At 63.7% G+C, this 22,882-nt stretch carries 21 protein-coding genes and 2 tRNA genes; 12 read left to right on the forward strand and 11 right to left on the reverse strand.

Annotation, left to right across the window (positions count from 1 at the left end; genetic code table 11):
* Positions 1-68: 68 nt before the first annotated feature.
* Both F1609_RS34585 and F1609_RS14120 read right to left on the reverse strand, forming a co-directional pair.
* The gene (locus F1609_RS34585; protein ID WP_229421886.1) at positions 69-1,706 is read right to left on the reverse strand and encodes an aspartyl/asparaginyl beta-hydroxylase domain-containing protein; all 1,638 of its coding nucleotides are present in this window, start codon (positions 1,704-1,706) and stop codon (positions 69-71) included.
* On the reverse strand, positions 1,703-2,185 hold the full coding sequence (locus F1609_RS14120; protein ID WP_167077063.1) for a GNAT family N-acetyltransferase: 483 nt from the start codon (positions 2,183-2,185) through the stop codon (positions 1,703-1,705). The genes F1609_RS34585 and F1609_RS14120 overlap by 4 nt, the downstream gene beginning before the upstream one ends.
* Before the next feature lie 51 nt (positions 2,186-2,236).
* On the opposite strand from F1609_RS14120, the gene F1609_RS14125 reads away from it, so the two are divergent.
* Positions 2,237-2,551 carry a DUF6916 family protein gene (locus F1609_RS14125; protein WP_167077064.1) on the forward strand — a complete coding sequence of 105 codons (315 nt, stop codon included), beginning with the start codon at positions 2,237-2,239 and terminating at the stop codon, positions 2,549-2,551.
* Positions 2,552-2,569: 18 nt separating this feature from the next.
* On the opposite strand, the gene F1609_RS14130 is transcribed toward F1609_RS14125, so the two are convergent.
* Positions 2,570-3,259 (reverse strand): phage tail protein, encoded by a 690-nt coding sequence (locus F1609_RS14130; RefSeq protein ID WP_167077065.1) that lies wholly within the window; start codon positions 3,257-3,259, stop codon positions 2,570-2,572.
* A 221-nt stretch (positions 3,260-3,480) separates the two neighbouring features.
* Between F1609_RS14130 and F1609_RS14135 the strand changes: the two genes are divergently transcribed.
* The 3 genes from F1609_RS14135 (at position 3,481) to F1609_RS14145 (ending at position 4,460) form a co-directional block, all read left to right on the forward strand.
* Positions 3,481-3,556 (forward strand) — tRNA-Asn (locus tag F1609_RS14135).
* A 188-nt stretch (positions 3,557-3,744) separates the two neighbouring features.
* Positions 3,745-4,350: an outer membrane beta-barrel protein gene (locus F1609_RS14140; protein ID WP_167077066.1), complete on the forward strand. Its 606-nt coding sequence runs from the start codon at positions 3,745-3,747 to the stop codon at positions 4,348-4,350.
* A gap of 34 nt (positions 4,351-4,384) precedes the next feature.
* Positions 4,385-4,460 (forward strand) — tRNA-Asn (locus tag F1609_RS14145).
* Positions 4,461-4,654: 194 nt separating this feature from the next.
* On the opposite strand, the gene F1609_RS14150 is transcribed toward F1609_RS14145, so the two are convergent.
* Both F1609_RS14150 and F1609_RS14155 read right to left on the reverse strand, forming a co-directional pair.
* A complete protein-coding gene (locus F1609_RS14150) occupies positions 4,655-5,008 on the reverse strand; it encodes a hypothetical protein (RefSeq protein WP_167077067.1) in 354 nt (117 codons plus the stop codon).
* 15 nt (positions 5,009-5,023) lie between these two features.
* Positions 5,024-5,368, reverse strand: coding sequence for a hypothetical protein (locus F1609_RS14155; RefSeq protein ID WP_167077068.1), 345 nt, complete (start codon positions 5,366-5,368; stop codon positions 5,024-5,026).
* Between the two features lie 389 nt (positions 5,369-5,757).
* On the opposite strand from F1609_RS14155, the gene F1609_RS14160 reads away from it, so the two are divergent.
* Positions 5,758-6,114 (forward strand): hypothetical protein, encoded by a 357-nt coding sequence (locus tag F1609_RS14160; protein ID WP_167077069.1) that lies wholly within the window; start codon positions 5,758-5,760, stop codon positions 6,112-6,114.
* A gap of 330 nt (positions 6,115-6,444) precedes the next feature.
* Here F1609_RS14160 and F1609_RS14165 read toward each other — a convergent pair whose 3' ends face one another.
* The gene (locus F1609_RS14165) at positions 6,445-6,801 is read right to left on the reverse strand and encodes a hypothetical protein (protein WP_167077070.1); all 357 of its coding nucleotides are present in this window, start codon (positions 6,799-6,801) and stop codon (positions 6,445-6,447) included.
* 447 nt (positions 6,802-7,248) lie between these two features.
* On the opposite strand from F1609_RS14165, the gene F1609_RS14170 reads away from it, so the two are divergent.
* The 3 genes from F1609_RS14170 (at position 7,249) to F1609_RS14180 (ending at position 10,827) form a co-directional block, all read left to right on the forward strand.
* The gene (locus F1609_RS14170) at positions 7,249-8,187 is read left to right on the forward strand and encodes a hypothetical protein (RefSeq protein ID WP_167077071.1); all 939 of its coding nucleotides are present in this window, start codon (positions 7,249-7,251) and stop codon (positions 8,185-8,187) included.
* Between the two features lie 70 nt (positions 8,188-8,257).
* Entirely contained in the window at positions 8,258-9,109 is an 852-nt protein-coding gene (locus F1609_RS14175; RefSeq protein ID WP_167077072.1) for an endonuclease/exonuclease/phosphatase family protein, read from the forward strand.
* Positions 9,110-9,207: 98 nt separating this feature from the next.
* Positions 9,208-10,827 (forward strand): response regulator, encoded by a 1,620-nt coding sequence (locus F1609_RS14180; protein ID WP_167077073.1) that lies wholly within the window; start codon positions 9,208-9,210, stop codon positions 10,825-10,827.
* Positions 10,828-10,853: 26 nt separating this feature from the next.
* Here F1609_RS14180 and F1609_RS14185 read toward each other — a convergent pair whose 3' ends face one another.
* The 3 genes from F1609_RS14185 to F1609_RS14195 all read right to left on the reverse strand — a co-directional run bounded on the left by F1609_RS14185 (position 10,854) and on the right by F1609_RS14195 (position 14,710).
* The gene (locus F1609_RS14185) at positions 10,854-11,309 is read right to left on the reverse strand and encodes a response regulator (RefSeq protein WP_167077074.1); all 456 of its coding nucleotides are present in this window, start codon (positions 11,307-11,309) and stop codon (positions 10,854-10,856) included.
* 12 nt (positions 11,310-11,321) lie between these two features.
* On the reverse strand, positions 11,322-13,565 hold the full coding sequence (locus F1609_RS14190) for an ATP-binding protein (RefSeq protein WP_167077075.1): 2,244 nt from the start codon (positions 13,563-13,565) through the stop codon (positions 11,322-11,324).
* Between the two features lie 107 nt (positions 13,566-13,672).
* Positions 13,673-14,710, reverse strand: coding sequence for a chemotaxis protein CheB (locus F1609_RS14195; protein ID WP_196785438.1), 1,038 nt, complete (start codon positions 14,708-14,710; stop codon positions 13,673-13,675).
* A gap of 168 nt (positions 14,711-14,878) precedes the next feature.
* On the opposite strand from F1609_RS14195, the gene F1609_RS14200 reads away from it, so the two are divergent.
* Together F1609_RS14200 and F1609_RS14205 are read left to right on the forward strand one after the other, a co-directional pair.
* Positions 14,879-16,420, forward strand: coding sequence for a cryptochrome/photolyase family protein (locus F1609_RS14200; protein WP_167077076.1), 1,542 nt, complete (start codon positions 14,879-14,881; stop codon positions 16,418-16,420).
* A gap of 37 nt (positions 16,421-16,457) precedes the next feature.
* Entirely contained in the window at positions 16,458-17,384 is a 927-nt protein-coding gene (locus F1609_RS14205; RefSeq protein WP_167077077.1) for a pyridoxal-phosphate dependent enzyme, read from the forward strand.
* Between the two features lie 22 nt (positions 17,385-17,406).
* Here the strand turns inward: F1609_RS14205 and F1609_RS14210 are convergent, their stop codons facing one another.
* Together F1609_RS14210 and F1609_RS14215 are read right to left on the reverse strand one after the other, a co-directional pair.
* Complete coding sequence (locus F1609_RS14210) at positions 17,407-18,741, reverse strand: esterase/lipase family protein (RefSeq protein WP_167077078.1); 1,335 nt, start codon at positions 18,739-18,741, stop codon at positions 17,407-17,409.
* A gap of 95 nt (positions 18,742-18,836) precedes the next feature.
* Positions 18,837-20,036: a dienelactone hydrolase family protein gene (locus F1609_RS14215; protein WP_370661628.1), complete on the reverse strand. Its 1,200-nt coding sequence runs from the start codon at positions 20,034-20,036 to the stop codon at positions 18,837-18,839.
* Positions 20,037-20,387: 351 nt separating this feature from the next.
* Here F1609_RS14215 and F1609_RS14220 point away from each other — a divergent pair, with 351 nt between their 5' ends.
* On the forward strand, positions 20,388-21,968 hold the full coding sequence (locus F1609_RS14220) for a methyl-accepting chemotaxis protein (RefSeq protein WP_167077079.1): 1,581 nt from the start codon (positions 20,388-20,390) through the stop codon (positions 21,966-21,968).
* 230 nt (positions 21,969-22,198) lie between these two features.
* Complete coding sequence (locus tag F1609_RS14225) at positions 22,199-22,795, forward strand: tRNA-uridine aminocarboxypropyltransferase (protein WP_370661629.1); 597 nt, start codon at positions 22,199-22,201, stop codon at positions 22,793-22,795.
* The last annotated feature ends 87 nt before the right edge of the window (positions 22,796-22,882 follow it).

A 22,882-nucleotide genomic window follows, 5' to 3' on the forward strand; every position in this document is an offset into this window, starting at 1 on the left:
GCCTAGCTATTTGATCTGCATCGTGACTTTTATGACAATTTTTCGCCAAAAAGCTACAACGGCGGCCTCTACTGCTGCGCCATGCGCTGCATTTCCAGGGTGTTGTAGCGCTGCGCGAGCCGCATGCGCGCTGCGGCGCCGGCAGCGGGCGCCAGATCCAGGGGCGCCGGATCGCCGTCGAAACGCGCACGCGGCTGTTTCGCATGGAAACCGGCGCGTTGACGCAGCAGTTCGGCTTCCTGCGCGCCGCAGCCGATGCCGAAGCGGGGCAGCAAGGACGTGGCGACCAGCAGCGGCAGGGCGGCGTAATTGAGCAAGGTGAGCTCGGCCGCATGGGCGAGGGCGGCGTCGAAGAAGCCTTCCAGCACATGCGCCGCGTAGCCGTCCAGGTCGCCGGGAGCCAGGCCGCCTGGCGCCGGCGGCAGCAGGGCCGGATGCAGCAGGCCCGGCACCATTTGCGGTCCGCGCTGGCGCTGGTGCGAGGCCAGCACGGCGCCGGGCTCGCGGTACAGGAACAGGCAGGGCGTGTCGGGAAACGCCAGGCGGATCAGTGGCAAACTGTGAATGTGCCAGCAGTCGAGCTTGACGAAAAAATGCGTTTCGTCGCCGAAGCGGCGCTGGCCCAGCGCCTGCACGGCCTGGCGCAGCAGGACTGCCGTGGCGGCCGGGGTGTGCGCCTCGTCGTGGTGGCGTCGCAACAGCGCGTCGACGATGGGCGGCTCCGACATGACTACGCACTGCGGCAGGGCCGCCAGCATCTGGGTCAGCAGGGTGGAGCCGCAGCGCGAGACGTGGAAAAAGAAGGCGTCCGGCGCCAGCGCGGGACCGGTGGTGTCGAGCGCGGCCGCCGGCGTGTCGCAGCGTTTGCGTTGGGCGGGAACTTGTCGGGCCAGTGTGTTGTCGAAGAAGGGATCGGTAAAGCGCAGCGTGTCCGCGTGGCGCCACGACACCCGTAGCGGCGTGCCGGCCGCCGCCACGGGGAACCAGTGCCGCATCGGCATGCCGGCATGCCAGGCCACGGCGTCCGCGCGCAGCAGCACGCGTTCGCGCGCGTTGAAGGCATTGTTTTTCGTGAGGAACGCCGGCGGCCTCGGGACGAAGCCGGCATCCTTGAACAGCTGCGCCAGCCAGTCGTTGCTGACGCAATCGACAATCAGATGCACGCGCGGCAGGGCGCTGGCGTTGTGGACGGCATGGCGGCAGCTGGCGTCCAGATACCAGGCGTGGCCGGCGCTGAAATGCACCGCTTCGCCATCGACCGTGAACAGTACCTCGGGCGCGGTCACGATCGGCACGTGCAGCCGGGTCAGGCCTTCCTGCAAGGCGGTGCCGGGATCGCGGTGTTCCTTGATGACGGCGCCCGGCGCCAGCGCCATCAGCCGCACCGATTGCTTTTCGCAGGCGAGGCTGTCGATCACCCGGCGCAGGTAGGGGCAGCGCTCAAGTACCGGTGTGTCGCGGTAGGGCTCGCCATCGACCGGCATGATGTGGCGCGCGCTGCCGCCTGCCGAGCGCAGGGGAACGCAGGACCAGCCGTTGTCGTAGGCGCCGGTGTTGAAATGGGCGATCCACTCGTCGGCACCCAGTTTGTCCAGTTCTGCCTGCATGCGGGCAATGTCGAACGCCAGCGGCAGGCGCAGCCATGCGCTGGGCGCTGTTGCGTCCTCCGCCGCAGACCCTGGCGCGGCGCTGGCGGCGGCGCTCATGGCGCGCTCCAGCGCATGCGCCGCTGCACCTGATCGCTGGCGACGGTCTCGAAACCGAGCCGCGCATACAGGCGGGCGGCGTCCTCGTTGGTGTGCAGCACGCTGAGCGTGAGCGCCAGGCCGCGCGCAGCGGCCGCGCCTTGCAGCGCGCGCAGGACGGCGCTGCCGTGTCCCTGTGCGCGGGCATGCGGCACCAAGGCCAGGTCGACCAGGTGCAGCCGGTCGGCTTGGGCGTCGGTCACCAGGCGGCCGATGGGCTGGCCGGTGCACTCCACGATGGCGTAGTCGGCGTGAGGGAAAACGGTGCGATAGCCCTGGCCTTGCATCTGCTGCTGCATGGCGATCAGTTGCGCGATGACGGCCGGCGCGGCCGCCAGTGCTGCCAGGTCGTGGCGCGTGCTGGCATACAGAGCGGAAAGGAAGGCGTGGTCGTCGTCGCCGATGGCACGCAAAAGAAGCGGGGCGGGCAGGGTGAACACAATTCTCCGTGATTATTTGCTATGCTTTCGGGACACAAAAGGGGGAGCCGGATGACCGTTTCAATAGAACAATTCACGAGTGCGCTCGACAGCGCGTTCATCGCCCACACCGCCGCCGGCACGATTGTCCTGACCCTGGTCGAGGCCACCGAACTGCTGCGGCGCGGCTTGCCCGAGCAGTTCCGCACGCCCATGACCCTGATCTTCAGCGGTCCGCCGGCGCCGGTACTATATGACGATCATTATGTGCTGGACCACCCGGAACTGGGGCGCCACCAGTGGTTCATGTCGCCCATTTCGTCGCTGGCGTCGCTGCCCGGCAGCGCCGGCCCGGCCGGGCAGCGCTATCAGGTGGTGTTTGCCTGACAGCGGTGTGCGCCCTGCTTAGTTGCGGCTCGGGAAAATTCCCTCGACACAGATAATGTACTGCACGCCGACGAACGGCGGCACGGTCGGAATCTGCCCGGTGACGTTGACCGTGACAGGCGCCTGCAACGGCGTGCCCGAGCCGGTATTGTCGACTGTGACGGTGCCGCCGCTAGCGCCGCCTCCGGTGATCGTGGCCGCGTTCAGGGCGACCGTGCCTTTACCTGCGTCGGGACGGTACATCAGCGGCTGGTTCGGGCCGCCGGCCTTGCCTGCGGCCAGGTAGCTGTCCCGCGCCGCTTGCGAGGTGGTGGCCACATCGGCACTGACGTGCACGGTGGCGGCAGACCCGCCGCCACCGGCGGCAAACGTTGCCGTATGGTTGTGCGCAGGCAGGTTGGCCACGGTCAGGGTGACGGCGGCCGCGCCAGTGCCGTTGAGCACGGCGGTGAAGGTCGCGTTGCCGGCGACGGTGCCCATGTCGGCCGGAATGCGGCCGGTCGCGCCGAGGGCGGCGCCGACGGCCACACGGCCGCGCAGGTCGGGCAGGGCGAAGGTGTTCTGGCCGTCACCGCCGTAGGTGGTGCCGATCAGCGAAAACAGGGCGCTGTTCTGGGCAATGCTCAGCAACTGGCCGGCGCAGGTCATGAAACCACGGGGCGCGAACGGGAATGCGACGGGTACGATAGTGCCTAAGAACATCTCCATGATTTTTCCTTTTAAACGTAGCGAAACGATAGGTAAACAGGGTGTCAGATGCGGCGAGCCGGGTCTTGCAGGACAGGCAAAGTGATAGTAAATCATATTTTGCTATGAAGACACGTTTGCTATTCGATGCCGCCCTGATGTTGCTCGCGCCCATCGCTGGTGGCCTGCTTGCACGCGCAACTGGACAAGGAGAAAAGGGCCCGATATAATGCGGCCTCTTTTCCCTGATAGCTCAGTTGGTAGAGCGACGGACTGTTAATCCGCAGGTCCCTGGTTCGAGTCCAGGTCGGGGAGCCAGAATGCGAGAGGCCACGTTGAATCAACGTGGCCTTTTTTGTTTTGTGGGCGGTTGTGCACTTGTGGTTGCCTAAATACAACGACTGATAGTTATATTTCTTGCTTGTTTGCAATCGCGGCCCGTATCATCCCGCTTGGTAAATACGCAGCATTGTGCGCGTTACCTCGAACCCACATACAAAAATACCATGAAAAAAATTGCATTCGTGATCGCTGCGGCGATTGCTTCCCTGAGCTCGGCCCAGGCACAGACCCAGGCGAGCGCCGCCAACCCATTGCGCTTCGTCGTTGGCGCCGGCCTGACCGCCGGTGGCGACAAGCTCGCTACCGCTGAATACAGCAACGGCGGCTCGATCGATGTGCGCGCCGGCGGCATGCTTGCCTTCCTCGCTGGCGTCGACTACCGCGTCAATCAACAGTTCTCGTTCCAGGGCACCGTGGGTTTCCACGTCGACCAGGCCAGCGCCAAAAATGGCGACGTGACCTTCAAGCGTTTCCCGATCGAAGTGCTGGCGTACTTCCACCCGAGCGACAAGATGCGTGTCGGCGGCGGCGTGCGCTATGCGTCGAGCCCTAAATTGAACGGCGACGGCTTCGGCGCCGGCGTGTACCAGGAGTTCGACAACACGGTTGGCGCCGTGATCGAAGGCGAATATTTCTTCAGCCCGAACGTGGGCCTGAAGCTGCGCTACGTCAAAGAAGAGTACGAATCGAACTACTCGTACCGCGGCCGCACCTTCACCGAAAAGACCAAAGGCGACCACGTCGGCGTTTTTGGTAATTTTTACTTCTAAAATTCCTGTGGGGCCTATATAATATGGCCTCTTTTCCCTGATAGCTCAGTTGGTAGAGCGACGGACTGTTAATCCGCAGGTCCCTGGTTCGAGTCCAGGTCGGGGAGCCAGAATTTGAAAGGGCCCGCAAGCAATTGCGGGCCCTTTCTCGTTAACGCCGTGTTTTCGCGCATCAGGGCGACGAGCTGGGGGACGTTCCCGCATGCTGTGGGCGGTAGCCTGGTCCGCGAGCAGGCCTGGCGTATCCGAAGCAGGACATGCCGCTCGCGCAAGGACAGGAGCTCAACGTTGTACATCCGGACGTTTATCTGTCCTGATTTTCCCCTGAGGGATCGATCAGGCAATCGAGACAGACGGGGCATACGCGTTCCAGCACTTTCCTGGCTTGCAGGATGAGAAGTCGATCATTCAGCTGCTCCAGCTCCTTGTTCCTGTCTTTAAGTACGACAACGGACTGATTCGAAGGCATGCCAAATTTTTCAAGAAAAGCAGAATCCACCACATATTCCAGATCGTGTCCGCCAAAATTCCAGCAAAGGTAGTGAATTTTGTCGCGGGACACCGCCCGGTTGTGTGAGATTGCCTCAGCCAATCCGGGAGATGTCCATACGAAATAGTGATCCGCGTGTTTCTCACACCGTTTTTTACCAAAGAACATTGAGTCGGATTCTTTTCAGTATTTGCGCTGCAAGCGATGTTTCTTCTGCATGTTCAGGTCGTCTGACGTGACGACCATACGAAGGTCGCACACGCCGCGTTTTGATGACATATCAATTGCGTGGAAGCACCCCGTCAAGGCAGTCCCGGCAGCCGTCCCCCACTGCTTGTCTGATTTTACGACAAGAACCTGGTCGTTGAGCTGACTGGACGATGTATCTCTGTCTTTCAGGATCAGCATGGAAAGGTTGGCAGGGAATCCAAGTTGCTCTAAAAAATCCGCATTCACAGGAACCTGATGACTTCCGTCGACTGAGTTAAATTGAATGTGCCGAATGTCTGCGCGACTCACCGGTTGCATGCTTTTAGCTGTCGCCACGAACTTGGGTGAAGTTGATGCTTAGCCATAAGCCCGGGTTTCTCGCAACAGGATCTGCCCATGACGATCAATTCCTCATCTCCTGGCCTCCTGCCCTCTTCACATCGCAAACGTAAGTCACGCAGCTTCCCTTTCTGATGTCGTAGACTGGTTCCGTTCGCTCAGGCCCTTTCTTCTTCAAATGCCAGATTTGCACCTCCCGCCCTTGGCTTGCCGGAACTATACAGGGCCTTGACGTCGGATGGTTTAAGTTCGGCTTGTCGCCGAAAAAGCGCATGATCACCGATCCTCGTCCAGTTCTCTGCACTGCGGTCCGCTGGGAGAAATGATGGGCGAAAAGAGCGCCCAGATCGATTGTCAGACTGAAGACGTTGTCAACTTTGTGGGAAATTACCCGCCGCAAATTCCGCCCGGATAGTAATCCGCGCAATTTTACGAAAAACCTTTCTGCCATCCAGTCGGTGTGGCGGCACAGGGATTTTTCTGCTGCAATAGCAAGGATTTATGAAGCCCGGCTTGCTGGAGGTAGTATGGCGTCAAGACATAAAGGACATACACTCTTCATTTCTTTTGATATTTTTCCGATGAGCAACCTATCGTTAAGCTGTTTTTTAGCTGTATCCCTATCTATCAGCAGCACGACGGAATGGTTCACAGGAAGCCCGAATTTTTCAAGAAGAATTGAATCTACTGCGTATTCAGAAATTTTTCCCAATGAACTGATGTGAAGGTATCGAATTTCCTCGGGAGCGAGAGATTGATTGCCTAAAATCGCCGCAGCTAATCTGGGCGAGGTTGATACGAATGAATTATAGCCGTGCTGTTCACAATGCATTGGCCCCATGCTTCTATAGTCCATTTCTCATCAAATGATTGCTCCGCCGGCTTCCTTTGGCATGATATTGGTTCTGAAGACAACATCAAAACGCCCACCATATGAATATTATCGGACGCTACCTGATCATGCAACGCTGGTGTGTAATCCAGCATAAATTGATGCCTGGACTGGCCTGACCTGCACCTTGACTGTACGGGAGTCCCACACGCTGTTTTTTGGTTCAATGCGGCGGAAGCTGGTATGGATTGTCTGTATTCAATAACTCGTGAAGACACACAGAGCATACCCATTTCAGCTCCTTCCTGATCTTCAGGAGAAGTATCCTGTCGTTCAGTTGCATGGCGGATTTGTCTCTGTCTTTCAAGCGTACGACCGCATGATTTACGGGAAGTCCAAGTTCTTCAAGGAAGCCAGCATCGACTGTGGTTTCAAAAATCATTCCGTCTGAATCAGTCTGAAGGATTCGAAGTTCTTCAGCGGACACGGATTGATCGTTTTCAATCGCGGCAGCCAGCTTTGGTGACGTAGTGATAAACCACTGAATATGGTGTTTTTTGCAAGGCGCACGTTTTCCCATGATGTTACTGTTTGCCCCTTAATATATATTTTAACTTTCCACCTGGGTCTTCCGGGATCTTCAATCCCCCAGCGCTCATGACATCGCAAACGTAAGTGACACAACTTTGTGTCTTGACGTTGTACATGGGCCCCATCTTGTTCGCATTCGCTTCCTGGTACGCTTGCGCCGCTTTGGGATTGGGAAGGTCGAAACTGTACGTTTTCGCCACCTTGGGAAGGCCATCAGGGTCGGTCGTCGACATTGTCGGCGTGCCAGGCGCGCCTACTTGTTCGGAGTGTATCGTTTTCCCGTCAACGGTTACTTTAACTGTGTAGTGCCCATACGCATTGTTGTCTGCTGGATGTCGTCTTTTTGCACAGCGGCCTGCTGGCTTAGCCCGCCTCAAGCTTTGCGCGTTGGGGCGGCGCATACTCGGCCCTTCCCACCGTTTTCCGGAGTATTTTCATGGATGTCGCGCGCAATCGTCATACCGACGAGCTGGTTGAAGCTGAAGAATTATGGGACATGGATGTCGTCGACAAGGAAGCCTGGATCTGCCGCGGCTGTCCGACCCAGGTTTATCCGGCCTCGTACGATGCGGCGGTCAACAAGCGCCGCCCGTATTTCACCCTCGGGCGCATCAACCGCCATGCCGAGGGCTGCGCGGTCGATGCGGAACACGCTATCGTCAGCCGCGGGCGACAGGAGCGGGTCGGCAACAGCGACGGCTTTCCGATGCCGTTTCCGAGCAAGCTGGTGCTGGATCACGAGCCTGCCGGCGCGGCCGCCGGCCCGGTCAAGTCAGCGTTCGCCTCCAGCACCCTGGCCGCCGTGCACGCCGCCGCCCGCGCCTCGGTGCAGACGCGCCACCACGGCCATACGATCAAGACCATTCGCCCCGCCTGCCGCACCTTCATCAATTTCCCCAACGACCGCGAATACCTGCCGCTCGAGATTCCCGGCGTCTGGGGCAAGACCTATGCCCAACTGTTCTGGTTCATTCCCAACAAAAAGCCGGCCTTCTTCACCAATCCGCATCACCTGTTCTACGCGCCGATCCGCTGGAAGGAGGCGCCGGCGACCAGCGAGGCCCATTGCGAGCTGATCCTGAACGCCGGCGAATGGGACAGCGCCGCGCGCCGCTACCTCAGCCTGTGCCGCCTGCGGGTCGACTGGTCCGGCTGGAGCCCGGCGCGCCGCAACACCTTGCTGCACGAAATCAACACGGCGCGCGCGGAAGCCGTCGAGCAGGCCCGCCAAGACAGCCAGATCAAGGGCTGGATGTTTTTTGTGGGAACCCAGGACCGCGACGACCCGTCCTTGTTCCACGTCGACGACGAACGCTTCATCTGCGCCCTGGCCGCCCGCATGAGCTGGCCGGAACGCCAACTTGCGCACGCCTGAGCTGCATCATGCCCGCGCGCCGCCACGCGGCTAGCCTGAAGCGTTGATCGACAGTCTGGAGGCGGGCGGCATGAACCTGATGACATGGAATATCCAGCGCGGGCGCACCCCGGGCGGCGCATGCAGCATCGCCCGCACGGCCGCGAGCGTGCGCAGCGTGGCCGATGCCGACGTGATTTGCCTGCAAGAAGTGTCGAGCGGCTATACCGACATGCCCGGCTGCGATGGCGCCGACCAGTTTGCGCTGCTCGCGCACGCTTTTCCCGGCCATGTGCCGGTGGCGGGCCTGGCCTGCGACACGGCGGGCGAGGGCGGCGGTCCGCGCCGCCTGTTCGGCAACATGATCCTGTCGCGCTACCCGGTGCTGCAAGTGCTGCGCCACGCCTTGCCGTGGCCGGCGGACCCCACGGTGATGAGCATGCAGCGCATCGCGCTCGAAGTCACGCTCGACACGCCGCTCGGCCTGATCCGGGTGACCACCACCCACCTCGAGTATTTTTCCCGGTTGCAGCGCAACGCCCAGGTGCAGCGCCTGCGCGACCTGCAGCGCGAGGCGGTGGCGCATGCGGCCAGCCCGCGTGCCGGCGCGGTTGCCGGTCCGTTCGCCGCCATCCCGCGCGCCCGGGCGGCCGTGCTCGCCGGCGACTTCAACTTTTTGCCCGGCTCCTGGGAATATCATTGCCTGCAAACACCTTTCGACGATGGCACGCCGGCCTATGCCGACGCCTGGCCGCTGCGCCATCCCGGCCAGGCGCACGCGCCCACGGTCTGCCTGCACGACCACCCGGGCCGCCCGGCCGATCCGTTCACCTGCGACTTCATGTTCGTGAGCGCCGACCTGGCGCCGCGCGTGGATGCGTTGCAGGTGGCGCCGGACGACTTCGGCCCCGACCACCAGCCGCTGCTCCTGCGGCTGGCTTGATCGCGGTCGGAACGGGCGCGCACGGTTGATAACTTGTTGCATTCAACACAGCTTGTCCTCATGTAAAATATAACGACATTTATGTTATAGCAATACACATGATCGACGACAAATCCTACCCCTGTTCGGTACTGCTGATAGACGATGAGGCCTTTGCACAGGACTTCATCTCGCACTGCCTCGAAGGTTGTACCGACGTGGCATTGCGCTATGCATCGCAGTCCGAGCGCGTGGTTGAGCTGGCGCTGGAGGTCGATGCGACCGTGGTGCTGGTCGACCTGCGCATGCCGGGGGTGGACGGGTTCGACGTGATCCGCCTGCTGCGCCAGCACCGCGATACCGAGCATTTGCCGGTGATTCTGCTGTCGTCGGAAGAAGACGCCGACATCAAGGCCCGGGCCTTTGCCACCGGCGCCAACGACTACCTGGTCAAGTGGCCGGACGGACGCGAACTGGCCGCGCGCGTGCGCTACCACAGCGCCGCCTACATCGCCCGCAAGCAGCGCGACGAAGCGTTCGTGTCGCTGCGGCGCAGCCAGGAAGAACTGGCCGCCAGCCAGTCGGCCCTGCACCAGGCGCAAAAAATGGAAGCGATCGGCCAGCTGACCGGCGGCGTGGCGCACGACTTCAATAACGTGTTGCAGATCATTGGCGGCAACCTGCAGTTGCTCAAGCTGCTCGGCGGCGTGAGCGAAAGCGCGCGCACCCGCATCGATATTGCGCTGGCCGGGGTGGAGCGCGGCGCCAAGCTGTCGGCCCACCTGCTGGCGTTCGCCCGGCGCCAGCCGCTGCAGGCGGTGGTGGTCAATCCTGGTACCGTGCTGCGCGACATGGATGAAATGATGCGCCGCGTGCTCGGGCCGCGCGCGGTCATCCATACCGACATCGAAGAACAGCTGTGGAGCACCACGGTCGATCCGAGCCAGTTGAACAACGTGATCCTGAACCTGGCCATCAACGCGCGTGACGCCATGGCCGACGGCGGCACCCTGACCATCCGCGCCGCCAACGTGCCCCTGGGTTCGCAAGTCCTGTCGGAACTGGCCAGCGGCGACTACGTGATGGTGGAAGTGGCCGACACCGGCTGCGGCATGCCGGAAGCGGTAATGCAGCGGGCCTTCGAGCCGTTTTTCACGACCAAGCCGACCGGCCAGGGCACGGGACTCGGTTTGTCGATGGCGTATGGCTTCGTGAAGCAGTCGGGCGGCGAAATCCAGCTCAAGAGCGAACCGGGCGTGGGCACCAGCGTGAAGATTTTCCTGCAACGCAGCGCCAGCGAGCCGGAAGACGCCGAGGAACATGTGCAAGCGCCTTTGTTCGGTGGCCTGGAAACGATTCTCGTGGTCGAAGACGAACAGGACGTGCGCACCAGTACCGTCGAATTGCTCTCGGCGCTGGGGTATCAGGTGTTCGAAGCGGAAGACGCGGCGCATGCCGTGGAACTGATCGACGCGGGTACCAAGATCGATCTGGTGTTCTCGGATGTGATCATGCCGGGCAAATTGAGCAGCCTGGAATTGAGCGAAGTGGTGCGCACCAAGCTGCCATCGGCCCAGCTGCTGTTCACGTCAGGGTATGCCGAGGGCGTGCTGGCGCATGAAGGCAAGCTCGATGCCAAGGTCAATCTGCTGCAAAAGCCGTACAACGCCGACGTGCTCAGTGCGCGCATCCGGCATTTGCTGCGGCGGCGCAAGCCGGCCGGCGCGACCTCGCATTAAACCTTCGCCGGGCGCGCCGGGCCTCGTCAGTGCGGCTTGACGTAGCGGTACGACCCCGGCGGCGGTTCATTCAACACCGCCCAGAAAATCCCCAGATCCGCAATCGCCCGCACGAATTCCTCGAAGTCGACAGGCTTGACCACGTACGCATTGACGCCCAGCTCATAACTGCGCAGCAGGTCCTGTTCTTCCTTGGACGAGGTGAGCATTACCACCGGAATGCTTTTCAGGGCCGGCGTGCTGCGGATCTCCTTGAGCACTTCCAGCCCGTCGACCTTGGGCAGCTTGAGGTCGAGCAGTACCACGGTTGGATTACCGATCTGGCGCGCCGCGTGCTCGCCGCGGCACTTCAGATAATCGAGCGCCTCGGCGCCGTCGCGGGCGATGATGACTTCATTGGCCAGTTGGCTCTTTTCCAGCGCGATCAGCGTCAGTTCCAGGTCGTGCGGATTATCTTCGACCAGAAGGATGGGCTTTAACATGTCTTACTTACCTTAAATATTGAGTTCTTTGGGAATGCTGAAGTAAAACGTGGCGCCTTCGCCCGGCACGCCGGTGGCCCACACCCGCCCGCCGTGGCGTTCGATGATGCGGCGCACATTGGCCAGGCCGATGCCGGTGCCCTGGAAGTCTTCCATCCGGTGCAGGCGCTGGAACACCCCGAACAGCTTGTGCACGTAATCCATGTGAAAGCCGGCGCCGTTGTCGGCGATCGACATGATCCACTCCGCGCCCTCGTCGCTGGCGCGGATGGTGATCCTGGCGTGCTCTTTCTGGCTGGTGAACTTGACCGCGTTCGACAGCAGGTTGAACAGCGCCAGCTGCACGAAGGTGGGGTCGGCGCGCATGGCCGGCAGCGCGCCGATATCCCATTCGACCTGGCGCTGGCCGATGTCGAGCCCCAGTTTGTCGATGCAGGAGCGCACCAGGTCGCCCATCTGGATCAGGGTCGGACGCAGCGCGGCGCGGCCCATCTGCGAAAAACTGAGCAGGTCGTCGACCAGCTTGCCGGCCAGGCGCGCCGAATCCTTGATGTTGCGCAGGAAGCGCTGGCGCTTTTCCTGGTTCTCGCTGGCCGCCGGTTCGAGCAGCAGGTCGGAAAAGCCGACGATGTGGCGCAGCGGCGCGCGCAAGTCGTGTGAGACCGAATACGAAAACGCTTCGAGCTCCTTGTTGGCGCGCCCCAGTTCTTCGGCCAGTTCGGCCATCTGCTCGGCGCGTTCGAGCGCAATGCCCAGCAGCGCGCTGCGAAACTCGATCGCCATTTCGATCTCGCCGCCGTGCCAGGGCGCGCTGGTGCCGGTGATGGTTTCGCACCAGGTGGCGAAGCTGGTGCGCGGCGACAGCTGCGTCGGCGCGGCCGCGCCTTCTTTCTCATGCGGGTTGCCGGCCCATTCCACCGTGCGCACCACCTCCGGCCGGAACCACAGCAGGTAGTGCTTGTGGATGCGCGAGACCGGCATGGCCAGCAGGCCCGCGCAATTGCCGGCCAGGCCGGCCGCCGGCGGATACAGCGCCGCCAGGTGATCGGTGTGGAACACGTCGCCGTGGCAGTGCACATCGAGCCAGCCGACCAGTTCGCGGATCGCCTCTTCGCCGGGGGTGTCGCCGTAGGTCAGCACGCGCTCGTCGAACACAATGGCGGCGCCGCCGGCGCGCGCAAACTGCAGCAGGGCCGGAAACACGCTGGCCAGGTTGTCGATGAAGTCCGAGCCCTGGGTCAGGCCGGCCAGCATCGACACCATGATGCGGCGCACGTCGAGGCGGAACTGCAGTTCCCTGGCGTCTTCGCGCGACTCGATGCACATCGCCAGGATCTGGCCCAGCTGCTCGCAGGCGGTGCGCTTGTCGAAAGCGACCGGGCAGGGCGTCGCATGGTGGCATGAAATGAGCCCCCACAGCTTGCCCTTGACCATCAGCGAGACCGACATCGAGGCCAGCGTGCCCATGTTGCGCATGTATTGCAGGTGGATCGGCGAGACACTGCGCAGGGCGGCGAACGACAGGTCGTTGGCGGCCCCGGTGACCGGGTTCAGGGCCGGCACCAGGCGCGCCGGCGTGTAGTTGGCGTCCTGGATCAGGCGGATCCGGTTGAGCATGTACAGCTCGCGCGCCTGGCGCGGAATGTCGGACGCCGGGAAGCGCTGCCCCAGGTAGGACGGATAGCCGTCGTCACGGCATTCGGCCAGCACGTGGCCGTGGCCATCGTCGTCGAACTGGTACACCATGACCCGGCCGAAACCGGTGACGCGGCGGATTTCCTGGGCCGCCAGCGCACTCATGGCGCGCGTGTCGGTGCTGTCGCCGACCTTCAGCAGGAACTCGCCGACCTGGCGGTGCAGGTGGCGGAAGTCGGCGGCCGAGGCGCGCGCCACCGCTTCGAATTCGAGGATCAAGAGCGAATCATAGTAGTGCGCCAGCACGTCGAAGTGGCGCACCGGCCCGATTCCGAGGGTGCACAGGTACAGCGGGCGCTGGCCGATGTCGGCGGCGTCGATCTCGGGCGCCAGCTGAAGGCTGGCCTGCTCGCCGATCACCGCTTCCAGCGCCTGGCCGAGGGCGTGCGCGGGGTCGACCCCGATCATTGCGTCCAGATTGTCGCTGGCCTGGACCACGTGACGCGCGGGCGACAGCGCCAGCAGGAAACCATGCGGCTGGATGCTGCCGGGGAAGCGGATCGGTTCCTGTTCGCAGCTGGACAAATCGAGATCGGGAGTGACGGGAGTTGCCTGGCTCATGGAAGCTTCCTGGGCACGGGTCGGGGCGCCGCATTTTAAAAGCAACATTTTACTTCATACATTATCCCTTGCCACGCACATTAGCTGGCTTGATAACATGCCCGCTGCTAGAGCAGCGGATCGGTGGCTGCGGTGTTGGAGTGCAACATCGCTTTGATCCTGCGGATATGGATGTTCGATTGCTCCACGCGCTCGGCATACGATGGGCTGGCAGAGCCGTCCGCGCCCATTTTGACGAGCAGGTTCTTGTGCTCTTCGAACATGCGCAGGGCGACCCACAGGGTTTCCTCCATCTTGGCCGTCTGCTCGGCCAGCAGGGTTGCCGCCGTGTAGGCGTGTCCGGTATGGCAGCGGAAGCGTACATGGTTTCCAACTTTCATTTGCCACAGGACGCCGCCGCAGCCAGGACAGTTGAACGGCAACTGCGCACCAAGGAACTCGACCGATTCCAGGTCGCTCAACACGCGCTGGGCGATCCTGGCCTCGACGGCGATATCGTCGGGCACGCTGATGCGCGCGCCCCGCTCGCGATCGGCCAGCCTGGTGAGCAGGCTGCCCATCTCGGCCAGCGGCACGCAGTGATCGACCTTGACATGATTGAGCACGTTTTGCGGCATATCCGGGTAGGCCGCATCGGCCGGATCCTGGACCACGCAGGTGCCGCCGCAGCGCCGGATCACTTCCATGCCCGAGGTGCCATCGTCCAGGTAGCCGGTGAGGATGACGCCGATGACCCGGTTGCCGAATTCAACGGCGGCGGAACGGAACAGCGGGTCGATCGCGGGCCGCGCCCGGTTCTCGCGCGCGCCTTTGGTGACCAGGGTTTTCGATTCCGAGATCATCAGATGGTGATCGGGCTGGGCCAGGTAAATGCAGCCGCTCTTGATCACGCCATGCTGGATGGCTTGCTTGCACGGCAGATTGCCCTTGTCGGCCAACATGCGCAACACGGCGTCGTTGGAACTGGTCGCCGCCATGTGATAGACGATCAGGATGGCAGCCGGGAAATCGGCCGGCAGTTGCGCCACCAGGGCGCCCAGCGCCGCCAGCCCGCCAGCGGAGGCGCCGATCACGATGACCGGAAAGTCGCTGCGCCGCGTCGTGGAACCCGCCTTCGCCATCTTTTTCGTCGTTGCTGCCGTCATACGATTCCGATCTTTGCCAAGGCAGGTGCGCCGTTGGCAATCATGCCACACAAGCGGTCCCGGTAGCGCGCACGAGCGCGCTGACAAGTACGCGCCCGTACCATGTTGCCGGGCGCATGATAGACTCGCTTCCTCTCACCGGACCGGTTTCCCGACCATGTATTTCCCATGCCGCCATCGACGACGACACTGCGCCTGATCCTGGGCGACCAGCTCAATCCCCTGCACAGCTGGTTTGCCGAGCTCCGCGCCGATGTGCTCTACGTGCTCATGGAAGTGCGCCAGGAAACCGACTACGTGCATCACCACGCGCAGAAGATCATCGCCATCTTCGCCGCCATGCGCGCCATGGCGCGCCAGCTCGAACAGGGCGGCCACCGCGTGCATTACCTGCGCATCGACGACCCTGCCAACCTGCAATCGATCCCCGCCAACATCGACGCGCTACTGGCGCATTACGGCGCCAGCGGCTTCGCATACCAGGAGCCGGACGAATACCGGCTCGATGCGCAACTGGCCGAGTACGCGGCGCAGTTGCCGGCGCCCGGCAGCATGGCCGGCAGCGAACATTTTTTAACGGCGCGCGACGAGGCCGGCCGCATCTTCGCCAAGCGCGCGCAGTGGCTGATGGAGTATTTCTACCGCCAGATGCGGCTGGTGCACGGGGTGCTGGTCGAACCGGGCGGCAAGCCGGCCGGCGGCCAGTGGAACTTCGACCACGACAACCGCAAGCCGTGGCGCGGCACGCCGCCGGAGCCGCTTGATGCGCGCGCGCAGCACGACCACTCGGCGCTGTGGGAGAGCATCAAGGCCGCCGGCGTGGCCAGCTTCGGCCGTCCCGATGCCGCCCGCATCGTCTGGCCGCAGGACCGCGCCGAAGCGCTGACCCACCTGGACGCCTTTATCCAGCATGGCCTGCCGCATTTCGGCGACTACCAGGACGCGATGCACACGACGGCCACGCGCCTGTTCCATTCGATGCTCTCGTTCGCCCTCAACACCAAGATGCTGCACCCGCGCGAAGTGATCGCCGAAGCCGAAGACGCCTGGCGCGCCGGCCACGCGCCGCTGCACGCGGTGGAAGGCTTCATCCGCCAGATCCTCGGCTGGCGCGAGTACGTGCGCGGCGTGTACTGGGCCAATATGCCGGGGTACGAACGGCACAATGTGTTCGGCCACGACACGCCGCTGCCGTCCTGGTTCTGGGACGGCAAAACAAAGATGCGCTGCCTCGGCCACGCCATCGGCCAGTCGCTCGACGACGCGCACGCCCACCATATCCAGCGCCTGATGATCATCGGGAATTTCTCGCTGCTGGCGGGCCTCGACCCGCACCAGGTCCATGAGTGGTACCTTGGCGTGTATGTCGACGCCTTCGAGTGGGTGGAGATGCCCAACACGATCGGCATGAGCCAGTTCGCCGACGGCGGCCTGCTGGCGACCAAGCCGTACGTCTCGAGCGCGGCCTACATCGACCGCATGAGCGACTACTGCAAGGGCTGCCACTACGACAAAAAAGCGCGCCTGGGCCAGACGGCCTGCCCGTTCAATGCGCTGTACTGGGATTTTTTCGAGCGCAACGCGGAGCGCCTGGCGGGCAACCAGCGCCTGGGCATGGTGTACCGCAACCTGTTCAAGATGGACGATGAGGCGCGCGCGGCCTGCGCCGAGCAGGCGGCGTCGCTGCGGGCGCGGCTGGAACAACTTTGACTGTCGGTTTACAACTTTACGGGACCTTGAATCAAGCATGACATTACATATCGAAACCCCGCTGATCGCCTCGTCGGCCATGGGCGGCAAGAACGGCCAGACGGTCTGGCTCAAGATGGAAGCGCTGCAGCCGAGCGGCTCGTTCAAGTTGCGCGGCATCGGACACGCCTGTGAAGAATACGCGCGGCGCGGTGCCAAACGCTTCATCTCTTCGTCGGGCGGCAATGCCGGCCTGGCGGTCGCGTGCGCGGGGCGCCAGCTTGGCGTGCCGGTGGTGGTGGTGGCACCCGAAACAACCAGCGAGCGGGCGCGCGAACTGATGCGGCGCGAACAGGCCGAGGTCTTCGTGCACGGCGCCTCGTTTACCGAAGCGAACGCGCTGGCGCTGTCGATGGTGGGCGAGCGCGACGCCTTCATCCACCCCTTCGACGATCCTCTGCTGTGGACCGGGCACGCCACCATGATCGACGAAGTGGCGCATGCGGGCGTGACGCCCGACGCGGTGGTGCTGTCGGTCGGCGGCGGCGGCCTGATGTGCGGCGTGATCGAAGGCCTGCGCCGCAACGGCTGGGACAAGGTGCCGGTGATCGCCGTCGAAACCGACGGCGCCGATTCGCTGGCGCAGTCGATCGAGGCCGACACGCGCATCGAACTGCCGCGCATCGCCAGCATCGCCACCTCGCTCGGCGCGCGCCAGGTGGCGCAGGCGGCGTTCGACTGGACCCACAAGCATCCGATGAACAGCATGGTGGTGACCGACCAGGCGGCGGTGGCGGCCTGCATCCGCTTCATGGACGAGCACCGGGTGGTGGTGGAGCCTGCCTGCGGCGCCTCGCTGGCGGTGGTCTACGCCGGCCACCCCGAACTGGCCGGTTTCAAGAACCTGCTGGTGATCGTGTGCGGCGGCGTGACCGCCACCGTGGCCCAGTTGCAGGACTGGGAACGCACGCTGGCCGCGTCATAGTCAGTACCTTATCGTCCGTACCTCATAGTCCGTACAAAATGGCCGCCACCGCATCGTAGATCGGATACACGCGCGGCCCCGCCTTGGGCCAGCCGATCATGTCGAAGTGGTCGTAGCCCTTGTAGTTTTGCAGGAAGTTCCAGCTGCCGCGCACCGGCGTGCCGTTGTAGTCGCGTACCGGGTGCCCGTTCGGGGCGCGCATGCTGACTGTGTTGACCACGCCATCGTTGCCGAACCAGCTGGCGTCGACCGGCACCCGGCCAAAGCCCGCCATGGTGTACGAGCCCATGCCGCGCCGCCCGGCCGAGGGAATCACCCATTCGCCCGCATACGGGCGCGTGAGCGACGCCATGTCGGCGCGCGGATACTGGAAGGCCGGGTTCTGCAACGGGAACAGCAGGCGGTCGGTGTTGTTGCAGCATGCGCTGCCGGCCTCGGTCGCCTGGTTGCTGATCGAGAAGTAGTACACCGACGGCGAGGTCTTGGCCCAGGCGTTGAAGGTACGCGCGCCGTCTGGCGTCATTTCGGCCTGGGCCGAGTCGAAATTATCCTGGTCCCAGAAGGGCGCCGCCATCACGCGCTGGTGGTAGGCCGCCGACGGCTCGGCCGCGCCGCTGCGCAGGCCGAACTGTTCGAGCCCGAGGTCGTGCGCCGCTTGCGTGACGTTGCCGCCGTTGGCGATGGCCGCGATGCCGGTCGCCAGCTGGGTGAGCGCCGCGCCGCTTTCACCCATGGCGTCGCGCAGGCTGGTGCCGTCGTTGGGCGACGAGATGGTGGTGGCGCTGACCACCCAGCCTTTCTTGCCGCCTTTATACAGTTCGGCGCCGCCTTCGTCGCCGTTGGGCGAACCGTTCTCCAGCAGTTCGATCAGGGCGCGGATGGTCTGGCCGCCCTGGCTGTGGCCGATCAGGTGGATCGGGTGGTTCGCATCCCAGGCCGGATACAGCGCGGCCGGGTAGCCGTTGGGATTATTGGCCGGGTCCGCAGCCCAGCATTTGCCCGCCGGCTGGCGCAGCGCGCCGAACCTGGCCGCGCTGCCGGTATGGGTGGTGCCGTAATCGACGCAGCCCCCTTTGATCTGATAGTACAGTTCGGCGGCGCGGTCCCAGTTGGAACTGATCGCGCCGACCGACGCGGCCCAGACCTGGTGCTGGCCTTTGTGCGTGCGCATGTGGCCGACAATGTCGTCGAAACCGCCCCAGTATTTGAAACCGGTGCGGGTGTACTGCTCCGGCCCGAAGCCGAGGAAGCCGTGGACCAGGACGATCGGATGGTTGTTTGCGGCTGAGGCCGCTTGGAAGGCGCAGGACAGGAACAGGGCGGGGGCGAGGACTGCGCGGAAGATACGTGGCGACATGAAATTCTCTCCATCTGAGAAAAGCGTCGGCACATTGTATAGGCATTTTATGCGCGCACGCGCCCGCTTTTTTGCGGTGTTGCCAAGACATTAAATCAGAGGCTGCCGCTGCCCGCGCCGCCAGTGGCGCTGCTGGCGCTGACGGCCAGCTTGTCGTCAGCCACACCTTGCCACACCACGTAATCGTCGACCGAATACAACTGGCACGTCTGGCCGCTGCTGCGCGCGCAGGCGGCCAGGGCGCGCGCGTGCGGGTCTTCGCCTTCCTCGGCCCAGCACCAGGCGCCGCTGGGCGAGACGGCAAACGCGCGCGGGGTCAGCTTGTGCAGGTACTCGCGGTAAGCGGCGCGCCCGTTCTCGCTCAGGTAAGGCACGGCGGCGATGTCGTCGACGCGCGCGAAGTCGGTGCGCGGCACGCTCGGAGCGTCGGCCACGGCCACGGTTTCGCGGGTCGGCATGCCGATCTGTTCAAGAAAACGTTCGGTTTCGCGCCACCAGATGCGGGCGCCGTCGCGGCTGGCCGCCATGCCGTGCGCGTCGCGCTTGAAGGCGCCGAATTCGACCAGGCGCGCGCTGCCGCCGGCGCGCTCGAAGGCGCTGTGCATGCGCGCCACCAGCTCCGGTCCGAACAGCGAATCGTTGACGCCGTACATCCACAGGCTGGGAATCTTGTTGGCCGCGCCGTAGTTGCCAAAGGCTTGCACCAGTTGCGCGCGCCAGTCGCAGCGCTCGCCATCGTCGCGCAGGCCGCCGGCGAAATTGATCAGGCCGCGCACGCCGGGCACGGCGCGGGTGCCGAGGGCGATCGCGGCCAGGCCACCGTACGATTGTCCGGCCACCACGATGCGCTCGGGATCGGCCCAGCGCTGGCGGCGCGCGAACTCGATGGCGTCCTGCACGTCGCTGGCCTGGGCGTAGCCGTTGGCCGTCATGTTGCAGCCGTGGTCGGCGTAGGCGCCGGTCGAGCCGGCGAACCCGCGCCGCATCGGCACCAGCACCGCGTAGCCGCGCTTCACAAAAGCGGTGGCCATGTAAATGAAACGCTCGCGCGGCTGCTTGCGCGGTTCGCCCGATTCCTTGCCATGGTTGATGATCAGCAGCGGAAACGGGCCGGGGCCGTTCGGCCGGAACAGGGTCGTCTGCAATTCGGACTGCTTGCCGGGACCGGCGGGAATGGCGATCACCGTTTCGTTCAGGCGGAAGTCGACGGGCAATTCTTGCTCGACCGCTATCGAGGGCAGCAGGGTCAGGCCGGACACCAGGGCGGCGAACAGCCGGCGCAGGGCGCGTCGCACTTGCGGGAAAACGGTAGCGATGATGGGCTCCCGGTGAAGAGAATTGCCGAAAAGAATAATTCGATTCTAGGCAGAGAGATTTTCGTGAGCAATACCGGAATGTCAATTCGACCGGCGCCGCGTGAAAAAAAGTTACCGAATGCACGCTTTCTTGCCTTAACGTTCATGCCGATAACGCAATCCGGGTTCATGTCGCAACGCAATGTGGCGTTTTAGCGACGTTGCGGAGGTGGTTTCATCATTCTGTCTACACGAGAAATATTTCCTATAGGAAAAATTGTACTCGCAATACCAGATCGCCGGTGTTAGCATTGGCTTGCCGTCAAATTCAGGCCTCGTGCCCTCGTTCACATGAAAAATCTCAGTATCGGAACCCGTCTGACGCTCGGTTTTGCCGTCGTTCTGTTGTTCCTGGTGGCCCTGACCGGCATCGGCGTATGGCGCATGCAGCAGGCCAGTGTGATGACCGACAACATGGTCAAACAAATCGTGCGCAACGAGCGCCTGATCGACGAGTGGGCCAAGGTGATTGAAGTGAACGCCGCGCGCACCACCACCGCCTGGAAGGTGACCGATCCGGCCGACCAGAAAACGGTGGAAGCGCAGATGAAGCTCTCGTCCGCGCGCGCCACCGAAATCCAGACCGTCCTCGGCGAGAGCGTCAAGCACCCGCGCGCCAGGGCGCTGCTGGAGCAGGTGCTGGAAACGCGCAAGGCTTACACGGCGGCGCGGGCCACGGTGTTCAAACTCAAGGCGGCCGGCGACATGGCCGGCGCGGCCGCCACGTTCGAGACCGACATGGCGCAACGACGCGAAACCTACCTGGCCGCGCTGGCGGCCCTGTCCAGCGAGCAGCGCGGCGTGCTCGACACCACCGCAGCGGCGATTGCCGCCCAGTACGAGAGCGGGCGCAGCATGCTCATCGGCCTGGGCGTGCTGGCCATTGTGATGGGGATTGCCTGCGCGGTATGGATCACCGGCACCATCACGCGCCCGATCCGCGCCGCCGTGCGGGTTGCCGAAACGGTGGCCTCGGGCGACCTGACCAGCCGCATTGAAGTCGACAGCCGCGACGAAACGGGGCAACTGATGCAGTCGCTCAAGCGCATGAACGACAGTCTGGTCGACATCGTCGGCGAGGTACGCGGCGGCACCGACGCCATCGGCACGGCCTCGCGCGAAATTGCCAGCGGCAACCTGGACCTGTCGTCGCGTACCGAAAACCAGGCCAGTTCGCTGCAAGAAACCGCCTCGGCCATGGACCAGCTGACCTCCACCGTCAAACTCAACGCCGACAACGCGCGCGAAGCGAACCAACTGGCCATCAGCGCGGCCGCCGTGGCGATCCGTGGCGGCGCGGTGGTGTCGGACGTGGTCGCGACGATGAGCTCGATCAATGCCTCGTCGACCAAGATTGTCGACATCATCGGCGTGATCGACGGGATTGCCTTCCAGACCAATATTCTCGCGCTCAACGCGGCGGTGGAAGCGGCGCGGGCCGGCGAGCAGGGGCGCGGGTTTGCGGTGGTGGCGTCCGAAGTGCGCACCCTGGCGCAGCGCTCGGCGGCCGCTGCCAAGGAGATCAAGGAACTGATCAGCGATTCGGTCGGCAAGGTCGACAACGGCACGCGCCTGGTGGACCAGGCCGGCAAGACGATGGAAGAAGTCGTGACCAGCATCAACCGCGTCACGCGCATCATGAACGACATCACCAGCGCCAGCGACGAGCAGCGCGACGGCATTGAACAGGTCAACCTGGCGGTGACGCAAATGGACCAGGTGACCCAGCAGAACGCGGCGCTGGTCGAGCAGGCCGCGGCGGCCGCGGCGGCGATGCAGGAGCAGGCGGCGCAACTGTCTCAGGTGGTCGGGGTGTTCAAGCTCGGCCAGATGACGGCCGGGCGGCGCGAGCTGGCGCTGCTGGGGCAGTGAGCGTAGGTTCGCCGCCATGCAATGCTGCTGACGCGGCGGTCGCGCCTGTGCCGCCCGTGCCTGTGCACGAGCAAGCCGGGCCTGCACCGCACCCGGAACACACCGCATCCGCGCCTAAGCCGGGACCAGCCGCGCCCATGACTGCGCCGGTGCAAGCCGCGTCGGCACCTCTGCCGCGAAAAGCCGCGCCTGAACCTGCGCAGGCGCAATCCGCACCGGCGCGGCGTAGCGTGTGCGCCCTGTGCGCGCGCCCGGCGGCGGCGTGCATCTGCCGCTGGATTCGCCCGGTCGCCAGCGACGTGCGCGTGCTGATCCTGCAGCATCCGCTGGAGGTGAGCAACGCCAAGGGCAGCGCGCGCCTGCTGCACCTGAGCGTGGCCGGCAGCACCCTGGTCGCCGGCGAGGTGTTCGACCCGGCGCAGCTATCCACCCTGCTGGCCGTGAAGGGTCGGCAGCCCGTTCTGCTGTACCCGGACACGCCGGACGACCGGTCGCTGGGCATGCCGGCTCCGCCGCCACTGCCGTCTGAGCTGTTGCGCGCGCCTGACAAACTGCTGCTGGTCGTGCTCGACGGCACCTGGCGCAAGAGCCGCAAGATGCTGTACCTCAATCCATTGCTGCATGCCTTGCCGCGCCTGCCGCTGAACGACATGCCGCCCTCGCGCTACCGCATCCGCAAGGCGCATGCACCCGACCAGCTCTCTACGCTGGAAGCGACCTGTTACGCCTTGGGTGAGATCGACGGCGACCACGATAAGTTCCTGCCGCTGAGCCGCGCTTTCGATGATTTGATCGACACCTTTGTGCTGCATCAAGGCCGCCTTTGAACGGTGCTTGAAAAAGCGGCATCGTCGACGTAGTATACTGTATGTTTATACAGTTAAATGGGTGTTCCGGTGACCGATCGCGACAAG

Source organism: Massilia aquatica (assembly GCF_011682045.1).
Taxonomy (GTDB): Bacteria; Pseudomonadota; Gammaproteobacteria; order Burkholderiales; family Burkholderiaceae_D; genus Telluria_A; species Telluria_A aquatica.